This window comes from Acidisoma sp. C75 (assembly GCF_054665095.1).
The window spans coordinates 280,007-297,123 of sequence record NZ_BAAFHD010000004.1; the positions used below are offsets into that span (position 1 = coordinate 280,007).

General features: G+C 68.6%; 15 protein-coding genes. 13 read left to right on the forward strand and 2 right to left on the reverse strand.

Features of this window, described 5'->3' with window-relative positions; all coding sequences use genetic code 11:
• Positions 1-2: 2 nt before the first annotated feature.
• The gene (locus ACYQ7X_RS07485) at positions 3-2,120 is read left to right on the forward strand and encodes an ATP-dependent helicase (RefSeq protein ID WP_459696305.1); all 2,118 of its coding nucleotides are present in this window, start codon (positions 3-5) and stop codon (positions 2,118-2,120) included.
• On the opposite strand, the gene ACYQ7X_RS07490 is transcribed toward ACYQ7X_RS07485, so the two are convergent.
• Entirely contained in the window at positions 2,112-2,828 is a 717-nt protein-coding gene (locus ACYQ7X_RS07490; RefSeq protein ID WP_459696306.1) for a metallophosphoesterase, read from the reverse strand. The two genes, ACYQ7X_RS07485 and ACYQ7X_RS07490, sit on opposite strands and share 9 nt — an antisense overlap.
• A 198-nt stretch (positions 2,829-3,026) precedes the next feature.
• Here ACYQ7X_RS07490 and ACYQ7X_RS07495 point away from each other — a divergent pair, with 198 nt between their 5' ends.
• The 8 genes from ACYQ7X_RS07495 (at position 3,027) to ACYQ7X_RS07530 (ending at position 11,908) form a co-directional block, all read left to right on the forward strand.
• On the forward strand, positions 3,027-4,097 hold the full coding sequence (locus ACYQ7X_RS07495) for an aldo/keto reductase (RefSeq protein WP_459696307.1): 1,071 nt from the start codon (positions 3,027-3,029) through the stop codon (positions 4,095-4,097).
• Positions 4,098-4,222: 125 nt separating this feature from the next.
• On the forward strand, positions 4,223-5,050 hold the full coding sequence (locus ACYQ7X_RS07500; RefSeq protein ID WP_459696308.1) for a universal stress protein: 828 nt from the start codon (positions 4,223-4,225) through the stop codon (positions 5,048-5,050).
• Between the two features lie 111 nt (positions 5,051-5,161).
• Entirely contained in the window at positions 5,162-5,953 is a 792-nt protein-coding gene (locus tag ACYQ7X_RS07505; protein ID WP_459696309.1) for an SDR family oxidoreductase, read from the forward strand.
• Positions 5,954-6,046: 93 nt separating this feature from the next.
• The gene (locus tag ACYQ7X_RS07510) at positions 6,047-7,570 is read left to right on the forward strand and encodes a sugar ABC transporter ATP-binding protein (protein ID WP_459696310.1); all 1,524 of its coding nucleotides are present in this window, start codon (positions 6,047-6,049) and stop codon (positions 7,568-7,570) included.
• A 10-nt stretch (positions 7,571-7,580) separates the two neighbouring features.
• Positions 7,581-8,627, forward strand: a complete 1,047-nt coding sequence (locus tag ACYQ7X_RS07515) for an ABC transporter permease (protein ID WP_459696311.1) — start codon at positions 7,581-7,583, stop codon at positions 8,625-8,627.
• A gap of 38 nt (positions 8,628-8,665) precedes the next feature.
• Positions 8,666-9,775: an ABC transporter substrate-binding protein gene (locus ACYQ7X_RS07520; protein ID WP_459696312.1), complete on the forward strand. Its 1,110-nt coding sequence runs from the start codon at positions 8,666-8,668 to the stop codon at positions 9,773-9,775.
• Between the two features lie 164 nt (positions 9,776-9,939).
• Complete coding sequence (locus ACYQ7X_RS07525; RefSeq protein ID WP_459696313.1) at positions 9,940-10,845, forward strand: SMP-30/gluconolactonase/LRE family protein; 906 nt, start codon at positions 9,940-9,942, stop codon at positions 10,843-10,845.
• Complete coding sequence (locus ACYQ7X_RS07530; RefSeq protein ID WP_459696314.1) at positions 10,823-11,908, forward strand: LacI family DNA-binding transcriptional regulator; 1,086 nt, start codon at positions 10,823-10,825, stop codon at positions 11,906-11,908. Before ACYQ7X_RS07525 ends, ACYQ7X_RS07530 begins: the two co-directional genes overlap by 23 nt.
• A gap of 10 nt (positions 11,909-11,918) precedes the next feature.
• On the opposite strand, the gene ACYQ7X_RS07535 is transcribed toward ACYQ7X_RS07530, so the two are convergent.
• A complete protein-coding gene (locus tag ACYQ7X_RS07535) occupies positions 11,919-13,835 on the reverse strand; it encodes a putative bifunctional diguanylate cyclase/phosphodiesterase (RefSeq protein WP_459696315.1) in 1,917 nt (638 codons plus the stop codon).
• Between the two features lie 153 nt (positions 13,836-13,988).
• On the opposite strand from ACYQ7X_RS07535, the gene ACYQ7X_RS07540 reads away from it, so the two are divergent.
• From ACYQ7X_RS07540 to hpxZ, 4 genes are all read left to right on the forward strand, one after another.
• Positions 13,989-15,023, forward strand: coding sequence for an MBL fold metallo-hydrolase (locus ACYQ7X_RS07540; RefSeq protein WP_459696316.1), 1,035 nt, complete (start codon positions 13,989-13,991; stop codon positions 15,021-15,023).
• Between the two features lie 67 nt (positions 15,024-15,090).
• Positions 15,091-15,276 carry an AtzG-like protein gene (locus tag ACYQ7X_RS07545; RefSeq protein WP_459696317.1) on the forward strand — a complete coding sequence of 62 codons (186 nt, stop codon included), beginning with the start codon at positions 15,091-15,093 and terminating at the stop codon, positions 15,274-15,276.
• A 9-nt stretch (positions 15,277-15,285) separates the two neighbouring features.
• On the forward strand, positions 15,286-16,689 hold the full coding sequence (locus ACYQ7X_RS07550; RefSeq protein WP_459696318.1) for an AtzE family amidohydrolase: 1,404 nt from the start codon (positions 15,286-15,288) through the stop codon (positions 16,687-16,689).
• Positions 16,690-16,700: 11 nt separating this feature from the next.
• Entirely contained in the window at positions 16,701-17,105 is a 405-nt protein-coding gene (gene hpxZ / locus ACYQ7X_RS07555) for an oxalurate catabolism protein HpxZ (protein WP_459696319.1), read from the forward strand.
• Positions 17,106-17,117: the final 12 nt, after the last annotated feature.

The window sequence follows — 17,117 nt, forward strand, 5'->3', positions numbered from 1 at the left end:
GCATGTCCGATCATCTCGAGGGCTTGAACCCGGCGCAGCGCGCGGCGGTGCTGGCGCCCGCCCCGCAACTCGTGCTCGCCGGCGCCGGCTCCGGCAAGACGGAGACGCTCTCTCGCCGCGTGATCGACCTCGTGCTGACCCGCGGCGAGCGGCCAGAGCGGCTGCTCTGCATCACCTTCACCAATCGCGCGGCGGCGGAGATGCGGGCGCGGATCGGGAGCCGCCTCGGCGGCCAGGCGCCGCACTGGGTGGGCACCTTCCACGCCTGCATGGCGCGGCTGCTGATGGAGGATGCCGGCGCGCTGCCCAACCTGCCGCGCGGCTTCGCCATTCTCGATGCCGCCCGCGCCCGCGCGCTGATGGGGCAGATTGCCGGCATCCGCGATCCGAAGGAACTCGCCCAGGTTTTCGAAGCGGTCTCGCTCTTGCGCAACTACGCGGTGCAGCCGGGGGCGGCCCCGCCGCGCAGTCCTGCCTTCGCGCGCTTCGAGGCGGAGCTGCTGCGCCAGGCGATCGGCCTTCGCGCGGAGTATACGGCCGAGTTGCGCCGCCAGCGTGCGGTCGATTTCGACGACCTGCTGATTCTGCCGGCCGAGGCGATGGCGGCCGACCCGGCGCTGGCCGCCCGCTGGTCGGGCCGCTGGAGCGAGATTCTGGTGGACGAATACCAGGACACCAATGCCGCCCAGCACCGGCTGCTGCGGCTCTTGGCCGGGCGCCAGCCACGGGTCTTCGCGGTGGGCGACGACGCCCAGGCGATCTATGGCTGGCGGGGCGCCGAAGTGACCCATATCCGCCGCTTCGCCAAGGATTTCCCCGCCGCCGGCAACCCGATCCGGCTGGAGACGAACTACCGCTCCACCCGCACCATTCTGGCCGCGGCCAATGCCATCGCGGCGCAGGATCCGGAGGCGCTGCGCAAAACCCTGGCGGTTGCCGACCCCACGCATTCCGCCGGCGCGGTGATCGCGCTCCGCGGGGTCGAGAGCGCGGAGGATGAGGGCCGCGCCGTCCTCTCCTGGATCGCCCGGCTGCGCCGCGCCACGCCCGATCTCGCTTTACGGGAATGCGCGGTGCTGGTGCGGGCGGGCTTCGTCGCCGAGCCGATCCTCGAAGCCCTGCGCGAGGCCAAGATCCCCGCCCAGCTGGTGAGCGAGCGTGAGGTGGAGATGCCGCGCGAGATCCAGGGCGTGATCGCCTGGCTGCGCCTCGCCCTCAGCCGGCGTCGGCGGCAGGATGGGGCGGAAGCCTGGGATGCGGCCGCGGACGATGCCTTCCGCCGCGCTTCCGCCTTGCCCAAGCGGGCGATCTCGGGCCAGGCTTTCGCCCGCCTGCGGGCCTTCGCGTCCGATGCCGGGCTGCCGCTGGCCGAGGCCCTCCCCACCGCGCCGCTGAGCGCGGAGGAGCGCGCCGGGTTCGAAACCGTGCTCGGCCTCGCCCGGCGCATCGCGGGCAAGCTTGCGGCTCCCGGGATGCGGGCGAGCGCCGGGCTGCGGATCGCCGCCGAAGAAAGCGGGCTCGCCCGCGCGCTCGAGGAGGCCGCGCCGCTGCGCCGCGCCTGGGCGACGCTGCTCGCCCGCGCGGACCGCCTGGGCGGCCCCGCCGATTTCGCCGAAGCGGCCGAATTCGGCGCGCTCGATACCGAGCCAGAGGGCCCCGATAGCGTGCCGGTGATGACGCTGCATCGCGCCAAGGGCCTGGAATTCGATCATGTCTTCATGGCCGGGCTCGAAGAGGGGCTGTTTCCCAATCGCCGCGCCGAGGCGGAGGGCTCGCTCGCCGAGGAGCGACGGCTCTTCTATGTCGGGCTCACGCGGGCCCGGCTCAGCCTGCACCTCTCCTGGGTGGAGCGGCGGCGCCAGTGGCGGAGCAAGCCCTCGCGCTTCATCGGTGAAATTCCGCCCAACCTCCTAGGCGGCGATCCGCCGCGGGCGCCGGCACGGAGCGGCCGGGCGAAACCCGAACCCAAGGGCGCCGGGCCTGCCGGCGCGGGGCGGAGCCGCGCCTATCCGAAGCCGCCCGCCAAGCCTGCCGGGCAGATGCCGAGCGCGGAGGAGACGGCGCGCATGGTGGCGGCCTTCAAGGCCCGCAAGCGCCTCTCTGGCCGCCGGTCAAACTGAGGCGGTCGCCTCGCTCTCCTCCGTCTGGAGATCGATCCAGGAGAGATGCCCGCCCTTGCCGGCGCCGGTATCGAGGAAGATCGCCCGCCCGCCGCCACGCGCCCATTGGGTGAGCGGGCGACCATCGGTGCTCCGCGGATCATGCCCGACATAGACCGTGAGCCCCGGCGGGATGCGCGAGACCCAGCGGAGGGTGCGCTCGGGGAAGCCGTCCTCGCGGATCTGGCCGGTCGGTTCGCCGAACAGCGCGCGGGCATGGATGCCGAGCGCGCGGCCGATCTCCATCGGCTGGGAGGGGCCGGCCAGCATATCGGTATGGAAACCGGCATGGACGAAGAGCCGCCGGCCGCTGCGCAGCCAAAGCGGCGCGCGGCTGACCTCGGCGATGAAGCGCAGGCGCAGCGCCGCATCCATCTGCCGGGCGGTGGCGGCAAGCTCCGCATTGCTGCGCACCTTCTGGCCGAGCAGGAAGCGCGCGAGCTTCAGATCGTGGTTGCCGAGCAGGAAGAGGCCGCGGCCTTCGTCGATCAGCCGGAACATCACCCGCAGCACGCCTGCGCTATCGGGGCCGTAATCGACGAGATCGCCGAGCTGGATGAGGAAACGATCCGTCTCGGCGGCGTAGGAGAAGGCAGCGAGATCGCCATGCACGTCGCCGACGACGCGCAGGGGCTGGTCTCGCGGGATTGAGAGCGGCTCACGGTCCATTGTTGGAGATTATAGGAAGTTGTCGCTACCTTGCTCGGTGTCTTGCTGCACCGCTGATGGGCGCGGCCCGAAGGGCAGGGCGGCCCTGGTAGCGCTACCGAAAACCGCCTAGCCTCGCCCCGCGCAGGGCGCGGCCGCAGGGCTGCAAGACGCCGTGACGAAGTGACAGAGAGAAAGACAGACACCAGGGAGGGTGCAGTGCAGTATCGCGTGCTAGGCCGGTCCGGCCTCAAGATTTCGGTGCTGACCTTCGGCACCATGACGATCGGCGGCAGCGGCGCCTTCGCGAAAACCGGCGCGACTGATCTCGCCGGCGCGCGCCGGCAACTCGATCTCTGCCTCGATGCCGGGGTGAACATCATCGATACGGCGAATGTCTATTCGACCGGGCGTTCGGAAGAGATCCTCGGTGAGGCGCTGGAAGGCCGGCGGCACCGCCTGCTGGTCGCCACCAAGGCGCGCTTTCCGATGGGCGGCGGGCCGAACGACGAGGGGCTTTCCCGCCACCACCTCATCGCCGAATGCGAAGCGAGCCTCCGGCGGCTGCGCACCGATCATATCGACCTCTATCAGCTGCATGAATGGGATGGCATCACGCCGCTCGAAGAGACGATGGAAGCGCTCGACAGCCTCGTGCGCAGCGGCAAGGTGCGCTACGTCGGCGCCTCCAACTTCTCCGGCTGGCACCTCATGAAGGCGATGGAGATCGCGCGGCGGGAGGGGCGGGTGCCGCTCATCAGCCAGCAGATCTATTACTCGCTGCAGGCGCGGGAGGCGGAAAACGAGCTGGTGCCGATCAGCATCGATCAGGGGCTCGGCATCCTGGTCTGGAGCCCGCTTGCCGGCGGTCTGCTCTCGGGCAAGTACCGCCGCGGCCAGCCGCAGCCGCAGGGCACGCGGCATTTGCAGGAATGGGGCGAGCCGCCGGTCTATGACGAGGCGAAGCTCTACGACATCATCGAGGTGCTGGTGGAGATCGCCGCCGCGCGCGGCGTCTCCGCCGCCGAAGTGGCCCTCGCCTGGAGCCTGACGCGGCCGGGCATCACCTCGCTCGTCATCGGCGCGCGGACGGAGGAGCAGCTTGCCGCGAATCTCCGCGCGGTCGGGCTTTCCCTGGAGGCGGAGGAGGTCGCGCGGCTCGAAGCGGTCAGCCGGCCGCCCTTGCAATACCCCTACTGGCATCAGGCGAACACCGCCGCCGGGCGGCTCGGCGCCGCCGATCTCGCGCTGATCTGGCCCTATATCGCCGGGCGCGGCGCGGGCAAGTAAAGCGCGCCGTCGCGCCCTCGGCCGATCCGTGTCATCCTCAGGCGAGAGAACAACAAGCGCGAGCGGATCGCCGGGCGGGTCAGCGCCCAGGGCTCCGCTCCAGCCCGCTTTGGACGAGGATGCCCATGCCCGAGCTTCTGCTCGCTCTTCTGGATCGCCCGGAAACGGCGGCGTCCGTGCTCGATGTCGCCGGGCAGGTGGCGGGGCGGCTCGGCCTCTCCCGGCTGCGGGCGCTTGTCATTCGCCATCCCTCGACCGAAGGCATTATGCCGACAGAGGAGGTGGCGAGCGATGCCGACCTCGTGGCCCGTGCCGCGGCGGAGACGGCGCGCATCGCGGCGATCCGCGCGGTCTATGATCGGTGGATCGGCGCGGGCGGCAGCGGTGAATGGGCCGAGCGGCTCGGCGAGACGGAGCCGCTGGTGGCGGAGGCCACCGAGGGCGGCGCGACGATCGTCGTCGGCCATGCGCCGGGCGCCGAGCGCGATGCCCGGCAGGCGATGGCGGTTGCTTTGTTCGAATCGCGGCTGCCCAGCCTCTTCGTGCCAAAAGGTGCGGCCGGGCCGGTCGGCCGCGTCATTGCGATCGCCTGGAAGCCGAGCGCGGCGGCGGAACGCGCCGTTACTGCTGCCATGCCGCTTCTCTGCAAGGCCGAGCAAGTGGTTGTGCTGACCGGGGAGGAGGGAGCCGGGACGGCGGAGCCGCCTGGCGGGGAGCCGCCCGGCGCGCTCCTGGCGCCGCTCCGTGCCGCCGGCGTGCCGATCAGCATGCGACGATTCGCGCCCGGCACGCGGCCGATCGGCGCGGCGTTGCTGCAGGAAGCGCACGCCGCTGGAGCCGATCTCCTCGTCATGGGGGCCTTCACCCATGCGCGCTGGCGGGAGTTGCTGCTGGGCGGCGCCACGCGCCAAATCCTGCGCGAGGCCGATCTGCCGGTGCTGATGAAGCATTGATGGGCCCTGGTCCAGAGAAGCGGCTCCGCCCGCTTCTCATCGCTCCGCTCGCTGAGATTTCTTGACAGGCTAACCGTTATCGCTAACATCATGCGCTAAGCCCTGCATCCGATGGGGCAGCCAGATCTTTGGGGGAATGCGGTGCGGCTTTTCGATCTCTCCGGGCGGATCGCGCTCATCACCGGCTCCAGCAAAGGCATCGGCCATGCGATCGCCGCTGCGCTGGCCGAGGCGGGTGCCACGATCGTGCTCAACGGGCGGGATGCGGCGGCGCTGGAAAAGGCGCGGGCGGCGCTCGCGAGGCCCGGCCGGCAGGTTCACGCCAAGGCCTTCGATGTCACCCGCCCGCAGGCAGTGGCCGAGGGGGTCGCCGAGATCGAGCGCGAGATCGGGCCGATCGACATCCTCTTCAACAATGCCGGCATGCAGCACCGCACGCCGTTGCAGGATTTCCCGCTCGATGCCTGGGAGCGGATCACCACCGTCAATATCGATAGCGTCTTCTTCGTCGGCCAGGCGGTGGCGCGCCATATGATCCCGCGCGGGCGCGGCAAGATCATCAATATCTGCTCGGTGCAAAGCGAACTCGGCCGCCCCGGCATCGCCCCCTATGCGGCGACCAAGGGCGCGGTGAAGATGCTTACCAAAGGCATGGCGATCGACTGGGGCAAGTTCGGCCTGCAGGTGAACGGCCTCGGCCCCGGCTATTTCAAGACCGAACTGAACCAGGCGCTCGTCGATAATCCGGAGTTCAGCGCCTGGCTCGAAGGCCGAACCCCGGCCGGCCGCTGGGGCTCGGTCGAGGAATTGGCGGGTGCGGCGATCTTCCTCGCCTCAGACGCATCGAGCTTCGTCAACGGCCACATCCTCTATGTCGATGGGGGAATTACCGCGAGCCTGTGACCGAGGGGCGGAGGGCCGCGCGCAGGCGGGCCCGCGCCCTATGAAAGACAAGCCTGAGATCAACACGGGCCGAAGCCCGGGAGAGAGGCGGATATGGCGGAGGGAGGGCTTCGCTTCGATGGGATCGTCAAGACCTTTGGGGGCACGCGTGCCCTCAAGGGGGTGAGCTTCGCGGTGCCGCGCGGCCAGGTCGTCGCCCTGCTGGGCGAGAACGGCGCCGGCAAATCGACGCTCATCAAGATCCTCGGCGGCATCGTGCGCGCGGATGAAGGGCGCGTCTCGATCGACGGTGAGCCCTATCGCCACCGCGCGCGCAGCGCGGGCAAGGCCGAGGGCGGGGCATCGGGCCATCGCGTCGCCTTCATCCACCAGGACCTCGGCCTCATCGAATGGATGACGGTTGCCGAGAATATGAGCCTCGGCGAGGGCTTCGCCCGCCGGCCGGGCTTGCTCCGGGCGATCGACTGGCAGGCGGCGGAGCGGCGGGCGGCGGCCGCGCTCCGCCTCATCGGCTGCGATATCGATCCGACGGTGCGGGTCGCGAGCCTCAGCCGGACCGAGAAATCCCTCGTCGCGATTGCCCGCGCGCTCGTCTCGCCCTGCGATTTCCTGGTGCTCGACGAGCCGACCGCGAGCCTGCCCGCCAATGAGGTGGAGCGGCTCTTCACCGCCATCCGCCGCCTGCGGGCCGAGGGGGTGGGGATGATCTACGTCTCCCACCGGCTCGATGAGATCTTTCGCATCGCCGACCATGTGGTGGTGCTGCGCGACGGCCGGCTGACGGGGGAGAAGCCGGTGGGCGAAACCTCGCCGGAGGAACTGGTCTCCTGGATCGTCGGGCGTACCAATCTCGAACTCTTCGAGAAAGCACCGCCGCGCGCGGCGGGCGCGGTGCGGCTGTCGGTGCGCGGCCTCCTCACCCCCAATGCCGGGCCGGTCGATTTCGATCTGCATGAGGGCGAACTGCTCGGCCTCGTCGGCCTGCGCGGGGCGGGGCAGGAGGAGGTGGGGCGCGCGCTCTTCGGCACCCTGCCGCATGGCGGCCGCATCACGCTCGAAGGCCGCACGCCCGATCTCAGCTCCGCGCGCGCAGCCCTCTCCTCCGGCATCGGCCTGATGGCGCGCGACCGGGCGGAGGAATCGATCGCGCCGAGCCTCAGCATCCGGGAGAATGCATTCCTCAACCCGGGCGCCGGCGGGCGCGGCCTCTTCACGCCGCTCTCGCCGCGGATCGAGGCTGAGGCCGCCCGCGCGCTCGGCGCCTCGGTCGGCCTCAGCCCGAACAATCCCGATCTCGCCATCGAGGGGCTTTCGGGCGGCAACCAGCAGAAGGTCGTCGTCGGCCGCTGGCTGGCGACGGGGCGGAGACTGCTCATCGCCGAAGACCCAACGGCTGGCGTCGATGTCGGCGCCAAGGCGGAGATCTACCGGCTGATGGCCCGCGCGCTCGAGGCCGGGCTCGCCGTGCTCGTGATTTCCACGGATTTCGAGGAAATCGCCCATATCTGCAACCGTGCACTGGTTTTTAACCGGGGGCGCATCATCAGCGAACTAAAAGACGCCGCCTTGACGACGGAAGCCGTGATCACGGCGGCCTCCGCGTCGGAAGCGGCCTGAGGAGGGACGAATGGCCATCAACTCCGTCCGTTCGGATGCGCTCGAGCCGACGCGCAACGAACTCGTAGCAGCAAGCCCGCGCGAAAGGATCACGCGCCTGCTGCCTGTCTATGGCTTGCCGATCCTGACGCTGCTGCTCATCCTCTTATTCTCCCTTCTGCTGCCCGATACTTTCCCGACCATGCTCAACCTGCGCTCGATCATTTCGGATAAGGCGATCATCGCCATCCTCGCTTTGGCGGCGATGATCCCGATGGTCTCGGGCAAGATCGATCTCACCGTCGGCTACGGCATCGTGCTCTGGCATATCCTCGCGATCAGCCTGCAGGTGAACAATGCCGTGCCCTGGCCGATCGCCGTCCTTGCCGTGCTGGTGATCTCGGGGCTGATCGGCTTCGTCAACGGCCTGCTCGTCGAGGTGGCCCAAATCGACAGTTTCATCGCGACCTTGGGCACCGGCACCGTGCTCTACGCCCTGGCACTCGCCTATACCGGCGGGCAGCAGGTCGTGGGCGTGCTGCCGCCGGGCTTCCTCGCGCTCAACGGGCTCTTCCTCTTCCATCTGCCGATCACCGGCTACTACGTGATCGTCATGGCGTTGGTGCTGTGGTTCGTTCTCGAATATCTGCCGGTCGGCCGCTACCTCTATGCGATCGGGGCCAATCCGAAGGCGGCGGCGCTCAACGGCATTCCCGTGCGGCGCTATACCATCGCGGCCTTCGTCGCCTCGGGGCTGCTCACGGGGCTCGCCGGCGTGCTTCTCGCCTCCAAGCTGCGCATCGGCCAGGCCAGTGTCGGGCTCGAATATCTACTGCCGGCGCTGGTCGGCGCCTTTCTCGGCTCCACCACCATCAAGCCCGGGCGCGTCAACGTCTGGGGCACGATGATCGGCATCGCCATTCTCGCCGTCGGCATTGCCGGTATCCAGCAGTTCGGCGGCTCCTTCTGGGTCGAGCCGCTGTTCAACGGCCTCACGCTGCTCATCGCCATCGGCATCGCGGGCTATGCCCAGCGGCGGCGCGGCGCCATGCGCCTGCGGCCCAAGGCGGGTGGCTGACCCAACCCCCTTCCTCATAACAACAAGGAAACGACCGGATGATAACGAAACGCTCCCTCCTTGCCGGCACCGGCGCGCTGGCCGCCGCCGCCGGCCTCGGCCTGCCGGAGGCCAAGGCCGATCCGATGTCCGATGCGCAGGCCTTCCTCGCCAAATATGCGAGCCATGTGACGGCCTGGGACGGCCCGAGTACCGGCCCCAAGGCAGCCAAGGGCAAAAGCATCGTGTTGCTCGCGGGAGACATGAAGAACGGGGGCATCATCGGCGTTGTGCAGGGGTTCCAGGAGGCACGCCATGCGATGGGATGGAACGCGCGGGTGATCGACGGTGCCGGCACTGTTTCCGGCCGTACCTCGGCTTTCTCTCAGGCACTGGCGCTCAAGCCCGATGGCATCGTCATCCTCGGCTTCGATCCGATCGAGCAGAAGCCGAGCCTGCAGGCGGCGAACAAGGCGGGCATCCCGCTCGTCGCCTGGCATGCGGGCGCCGCACTCGGCCCGATCCCCGGCACCTCGGTACATGCCAATGTCTCGACCGATCCTATGCTGGTCGCCAAGGCTGCCGCCCTCTGGGCCTATGTGGATGCCAAGGGCAAGCCGAGCGTGGTGATCTTCACCGATAGCCAGTATCAGATCGCGGTCGCCAAGGCGCAGCGGATGCAGAAGGTGATCCAGGATCTCGGCGGCACCGTGCTCTCCTACGAGAATACGCCGATCGCCGACACCGCCAACCGCATGCCGCAGCTCACCACATCGCTGCTCGAGAAGTTTGGCAAGAAGTGGACGCATAGTCTCGCGATCAACGATATCTACTATGACTTCATGGGCCCCTCGCTCGCCAGCGCCGGGATCGCGGGCGACGGCGCGCCCAGGAACATCGCGGCCGGGGATGGCTCCAAATCCGCCTATGAGCGTATCCGCGCCGGGCAATATCAGGCGGTGACGGTCGCCGAGCCACTCTACCTGCAAGGCTGGCAATTGGTTGACGAACTCAACCGCGCTTTCGCCCACGCGCCATGGTCCGGCTATATCGCGCCTTTCCATGTCGTGACCAAGGACAATATCGCCTTCGATGGCGGCCCGCGGAACATGTTCGACCCCGACAATGATTACCGTGGCCACTACAAGACGCTCTGGGGCGTGAGCTAACCGCGCAAAGCGCCGCGGCCAGGGCGGCGGCGCTTCAGGCGGCGGGGGCGGCGGGCAGGGCGCTCGCCTTCTCCTGCCTCTGGACGGCGCGGCGCCGCTGCCTATGATCGCCGCCCAGGCAAGAGGCCGCGAGGGCCTGCGACAGAGTTGGGATGAATTGTCCGATGACCTATGAAATTCTCGACCCCCGTTTCCGCCGGCTGATCCAGGGCTCCGCGCGGCTGGAGCGGCTCCATACCGGCATGCGCTGGGCGGAAGGGCCGGTCTATGTTCCGGCGGCGAAAAGCCTGCTCTGGTCCGATATCCCGAACGACCGGCTGATGCGCTATGACGAGACAGATGGGTCCGTCAGTATCTTCGAAAGCCCCTGCGGCAACCATAACGGCCATACGATCGACAATGAGGGGCGGGTGATCGCCTGCGAGCATGGCGGCCGCCGGGTTTCCCGCCTCGATTATGATGGGCGGTGGAGGACCCTGGCCGACCGGTTCGAGGGTAAGCGCCTCAACTCCCCCAACGACGTCGTCGTCAAGCGGGATGGCACGGTCTGGTTCACCGACCCGACCTATGGTATCGACAGCCACTACGAGGGCAATGCCGCGGAGTCCGAGATCGGCGCCTCAAACGTCTATCGGCTTGATCCGGCAACGGGCGCGATCACGGCGGTGATCACCGATATGCTGAAGCCCAACGGCCTGGCTTTCTCGCCCGAGGAGGATATCCTCTACGTGGCCGATACCGGGCAGACGCATGAGCCCGATCGCCCGGCCGAGATCATCGCCTATCGCCTCTCCGCCGATGGCACGCGCGCCACGCGCGAGCGTGTCTTCGCAACCCTCGACCGCGGGCTCTATGACGGTTTCCGCGTCGATCGCGGTGGCAATCTCTGGACCTCGGCGGATGAGGCGGTTGCCTGCTACGCGGCAGACGGCACGCTCCTCGGCCGCATCCCGGTGGGTGAGACGGTGGCGAACCTTACCTTCGGCGGGCCGAAGCGCAACCGCCTCTACATCACCGCGACGACCTCGCTCTACGCGATCTTCGTCAATGCCCATCCCACCGGATGGTGATCGGCCGGCGGTAGGCGTGGAGGCGGAGGAGCCGGGCCGCATCCGCGCCAAAGCCGCACCGAAGATGACCGACGTTGCCGAGCGCGCGGGCGTCTCGGCGATGACGGTGAGCCGCGCGCTGAAGGCCGATGGCGCGGTCTCTGCCAAGACGCGCCAGCGCATCCTCACCGCGGTCGAAGAACTCGGCTATGTGCTGGATCAGACGGCGGGCACGCTCTCCTCCAAGCGCTCCGGCTTCGTCGCCGCCCTCATCCCATCGCTCAACAACTCGAACTTTTCCGACACCGCGCGCGGCATCGAACGCGCGTTGGAGGAGAGCGGGCTGCAGCTTCTGCTGGGCGCGACCGATTATGCCGAAGGTAAGGAGGAGCGGCTGGTGCAGGCCATGCTGCGCCGCCGGCCGGAAGGGATCATCGCGACCGGCGGTAGCCACTCCCCGCGCGTCCGCCGCCTTCTCGCCGGCGCCGGCGTGCCGGTGGTCGAAACCTGGGACCTGCCGGCCCAGCCGATCGACCATGTGGTCGGGTTTTCCAATGCGGAGGCGATGGCCGCCATGGTCGGTCGGCTGCATGCCCGCGGCTATCGGGAAATCGGCTTCATCGTCGGCGCGGGCCCGCGCGATACCCGGGGGCGAGATCGCCTGCGCGGCTACCAGCAGGCGGTGGAGCGGCTTGGCCTGCCGCAGGGGCGGGTCGTCGCCCTCGGCGAACCGCCGATCACGGTCGAGCAGGGGGGCGAGGCGATTCGCCGGCTGCTGGCCGAATGGCCGGGCCTTGATGCCGTGGCCTGCGTCTCCGATCTCTCGGCCTTCGGTGCGCTCATGGAATGCCACCGCCAGGGCTGGCCGGTGCCCGGGCGGGTGGCGATCGCGGGTTTCGGGGATTTCGAGCTTGCCCGCTGCTGCCATCCACGCCTCACCACCATCTCGGTCGATCCGGAAGGGATCGGCGAGGCAGCCGGCCGGCTGCTGCTGCGCTCGATCGAGGCGGCGCGGCGGGGGGAGCGGCTGCCGCCCGAGCGGATCGTGGTGCCCTTCTCGATCATCGAGCGCGAGACGAGTTGAACCGAGCCGCTCATGCCGAGAGGCTGGGCGCCGCCAACTCCCGCGTAAGGTAGCCCGCGATCGCCTCCGCCCGCATCGGCCGAGCAAAGACATAGCCCTGAATGGCATCGCAACCGAGGTCGCGGAGCAACTGCACTTGGCTTGTCGTCTCGGCGCCCTCGGCAACGCAAGAGATGCCGATGCCCTTACAGAGCCCCACCAGTGAGCGGACGATCATCTTGCTCGTCGGGTTCTGCTCGATATCCGCGACGAACCGGCGATCGATCTTGAGCTTGTCGAGCGGGAGGCTCTGTACATGGCTGAGGCTTGAATAACCGGTGCCGAAATCGTCGAGCGCGATGCCGAGCCCCGCCGCGCGCAGCGTTTCGAGATTGCCCCGGGCGGTCGCAAAATCCTGCAGCAGCGCCGTTTCTGTTATTTCGAAAGTAAAACGATGTGCCGCGTATTTGCTATCTTCGACCGTGCGGATGATACGCGCCACGGTCTCACTGCTCATGATATCGTAGGCGGACAGATTGAAGGAGAGGGAGAGCGTCTCGGGCCAGGCGCGCATCACGTCGATGCCGCGTCGCAGCATGATGAGCGTGATTTGCGAGATGAGGCCCGCCCGCTCGGCCACCGGCACGAAATCGCCAGGGGAGACGAGGCCGAGGAGCGGGCTCTGCCAGCGCGTCAGCAGTTCGAAGGCGAAAGTCCGCTCATCATCGGCATGCACGATCGGCTGGAACACGGGGAAGAATTCGGCCTCGATATCGGCCACGCGCAAAGCCTGCTCGATCAGGCTTTGCGCGCGCAGTTCCGCCTTATGGGTGGGAGAAAAGATCTCAGTCCGCGCGCGCCCGGTGCGCTTGGCATGATAGAGGGCGAGATCGGCATATTCGAAGAGTGTTTCCGTATCTTGGGCCATGTCGGGAAATACCGCGATGCCGATTGATCCGCTGACCCGGATGACAAGATCGGTCAGCACCAACGGCTGCTCGATCATGCGAATGATGGTCTGGCCCACGCACCGCAACTCGTCCGCGTCGCCACCGGTCAGCAGGTGAAAGGCGAATTCGTCACCCCCCAGGCGATAGAAGGCGACCGACTGCGGCAAGGCTGTGAGCAGGCGGCGCGCAACTTCCACCAACACCCTGTCCCCGATGAAATGGCCGTATGAATCATTGACCGGCTTGAAACCATCGAGATCGAGAATGCCCACCGCGAGCTTCTCGCCCCGTTCCGTCGCCTCCGTCACGCGATGGCCGATGCTGCCGAAAAAATGCCGCCGGTTGGGCAAATTGGTCAGCATGTCCAGCCGGGCGAGACGGGCATTTTCCTCGCTCAGCTTCGTCGTTTCGGCGCGGGCGAAGACAAGACTGTCGAAGCCGCTCAGATGCCGATGCATGGCGGTGAGAACGCCGGTCGCGAAGACCGTGATCATGAAGACGATCGGCAGAGCGTAATCGACGTGGAAATAGAGCGCATCGAACACGGTCGCCGCGCAGATAATGACAGTATAGAGAAAGGAAATGCGGCCGATGCTGAAGACGACACTCTGGGCGAAGAGACCGTAGAAGGTCAGCTTCATGATCAGGAAGTAGCGGCCCGTCGTCGTCGTCGCTTCCATGATCTTGAAATCACCGAGGACCGCGATGACCGCGGCGCCGATCAGCAGGCCGGACAGCTTCCGCATATCCCGCCGGATGATGCCGATCTCCGGTAGCCGGCTGCGGTGCCGCAACCAGTAGAACAGGATGTAGAAGCCGCCTGCCAGGATGGTCGCCGGTGGCAGGACAGACCAGACCGCCGGCACGCTCCCTGCGAAGGCCGCGATTTGCGCGGTCATACCACCAAGAATGGCGATAACGATGACCGGCCCTTGCGGCATCAGCGCGCGATAGCGCGCGGTCAGCAAATCGTCATCCAGCCGGCGAAATAAGGCCATGGGCACTCGTCCAGGAGGACACAGGTTACCGAGGACGGATTAATGAATGTTGAAATCGTCGCGCCGAGGGCGGATCGGCCGCTTCGGCCCTAGGCGAATGGCCGCCCAGTCTTACATTCTGCTCCCGACCGCCGCATCAGCAAAGGCCGCCGCTTGCCCGAACCTCGCCGTTACCCGCTCTCCGATCACCATGATGGCGAGCATTTCTTCAACCCGCCGGCTACCGCGCCCGAGGCCCATCTGCCACCTGTTCCACCGCCGCCCGCCGAGCGGCGCTCCCGCTCCCGCCTGCTCGGGCTGATCCGCTGGCGGCTTGAAAGTCGCGGGCGGCGCTGGCCGGTGCCGCCACCCGGCCCTGACCCGGTGGGAGACCCGATGGCCCCGCCGCCGGAGGGAATGATCGCCGTCACCTTCATCGGCCATAGCAGCTTCATGCTGCGCCTGCCCGGCCTCACCATCCTGGCCGACCCGGTGTTCAGTGAGCGCTGCTCGCCCGTTTCCTGGGCGGGCCCTCGGCGCGTCCGCCCGCCGGGCCGCCCTTTCGCGGATCTGCCCAAGATCGATCTCGTCCTGCTGTCGCACAATCACTACGACCATATGGACCGGCCGAGCCTCGCCATGATCGCGGCGCGCGATCGGCCGCAGGTCGCGGTGCCACTGGGCAATGCCCGCCATCTGGAGGGCATGGGCTTCGCGCGCATCGCGGAAGGTGATTGGTGGGAGGAGGTCGCGCTCCCGGAACTGTCGGGCTTGCGGATCGGCATCACCCCGTCGCGGCATTTCTCCGCCCGCAGCCTGCGTGATCGCGGGCGCGACCTCTGGGGCGGCTTCATGCTGGAGTGGCGGGGCAAGCGGATCTACTACGCGGGCGATTCGGGCCACGGCACGCATTGGCAGCAGATCGGCGAACGCTTCGGGCCGCCCGATCTCGCCTTCCTGCCGATCGGCGCCTATGAGCCGCGGCATTTCATGGCGACCGTGCATGTCAACCCGCGCGAGGCGGTGGCCGCGCATCAGGCGCTCGGCGCCGCCCGATCGATCGGCATGCATTTCGGCACCTTCCAGCTTACGGATGAAGCGATCGACGCGCCTTTGCACGCGCTTGCCGCAGCGCGGGAGGCGGCCGGCCTGCCGGCGGAAGCGTTCGTCACCTTGGATTTCGGCGAGACGCGCCTCTTCCCGCTGTAAGCGGTGGCCCGCGGCCCGGCTTTTGCAAAGCATCCGCCACCCAGAGGGCTGCAAAGGGATGCGGAAGATGGAAGACGGATCGGATCGGGCCGCCTATGTGCGCGTGGCAGCCGCCTTGCACGGGCTCGATCTCAGCGCGGCGGAGCTTGAGCGCGTGACTGCAGCTTTCGCCCTCGTCTGCCGCTTCGCCGCGCCCGCCCTCGCCTGGCCGGTGCCGGCGGAATGCGAAGCCGCGCCGCAATTCCGGGCGTGAGGCTGGCGCATGGTCTCACCCCTCGATACCGCCACCACGCTCGCCGCCGCCATCCGCGCGGGTGCGGTTTCCGCGACCGAACTGACCGAGGCGGCGCTTGCCCGCGCCGAGGCCCATAACGGCGCCGTCAACGCCTTCACCGCCATCACCGCAGGGCGGGCGCGGCGCGAGGCCGCCGCGGTCGATGCCGCGCGGGCGGCGGGCGCGCCGCTCGGCCCGCTCGCCGGCGTCCCCTTCGCGGCCAAGAACCTCTTCGATATCGCAGGGGTGACGACGCTCGCCGGTTCCCGGATCGAGGCTGCGAACCCGCCGGCGAGCGCCGATTGCTTCGCCGTCCGGCAGTGGCGGGCGGCGGGCGGCGTCTGCCTCGGCGCGCTGGCCATGGATGAATACGCCTATGGCTTCACCACCGAGAACAGCCATTACGGCCCCTGCCGCAACCCGCACGATCTCTCCCGCAGCGCCGGCGGCTCCTCCGGCGGCTCGGGCGCGGCCGTCGCCGCCGGCCTGGTGCCGATCAGCCTCGGCACCGATACCAATGGCTCCATCCGGGTGCCGGCCAGCCTCTGCGGCATCTTCGGCCTCAAGCCGACCTATGGGCGGCTCTCCCGCGCCGGGTCGATCGCCTTCGTGCCGAGCCTCGACCATATCGGGCCCTTCGCCCGCACGGTCGGGGATCTCGCGCTCGCCTACGATCTGCTCCAGGGTTTCGATGGTGCCGATGCCGGCCAGGTGGAACGGCCGGCGGAGCCGGTTTCGGGCGCCTTGGGCGCCGGGCTGGCCGGGCTGCGCTGCGGCAGGCTGGCGGGCTATTTCGATCGCCCGTTGGGCGCGGCGGCGCGGGCGGCGGTCAGCGCCGTCTCGGCGCTGCTCGGCGCCGAAGCGGTCGCCGCGCCGGAGATCACCGCGGCCGGGCGCTCGGCCGCCTATATCATCACCGCGGTGGAGGGTGCTGCCCAGCACCACGCCCATCTGCGCGGCCGCCGCGCGGAGATGGAACCCCTCTCGCGGGATCGCCTGCTCGCTGGCGCGCTGGTGCCGGCGGAATGGTATCTGCATGCGCAGAAGGTGCGGGCGCTGTGGCGCGATGCGATGGCTGAGCTCTTTCGCCGCTATGATGTGCTGGTGGCCCCGGCAACGGCGGTGCCGGCCCAGCCGCTCGGCCAGGAGATGCTGACGGTGGATGGCGAGACGATGCCGCTCCGCCCGTCCTTCGGGCTCTTCACCCAGCCCATCACCTGCATCGGCCTGCCGGTGCTCACCGTGCCGGTGCAGCGGGCGGAAGGGGCTTTGCCGATCGGCGTGCAGCTCATCGCCGCGCCTTGGGCGGAGGAGACGCTGTTCCGCGTGGCGGCCGCACTGGAGGCGGAGGGGCTCGCCGCCGCGCCCGTCGCCCCCGCTTTCGCCGAATGAGGGGAGGCGGCATGGAGATCAACAAGCCCGGCCCGCTCGCCGAACTGACCGCGGCCTTCGCCGCCTACGAGCGCGCGCTCGTCAGCAACGATGTCGAGACGCTGACGGCGCTCTTCTGGCAGAGCCCGCATACCATCCGCTATGGCGGGGGCGAGAACCTCTATGGCGCGGAGGAGATCGCGGCCTTCCGCCAGGGGCGCGGTACCGCCGACCTGGAGCGCGATCTCGCCGGCACCGTCATCACCACCTTTGGCGATGCTTTCGGCACCGCCAGCACGCTCTTCCGCCGCCGGTCAACCGGCAAGACCGGCCGCCAGATGCAAAGCTGGGTGAAGCTCGGCGGCGCTTGGCGGGTGGTCGCGGCGCATGTTTCCATCCTCGACTTTCCGTTCCCGGAGCAGCATACCGGCGGATAGCGAGGGGGACCG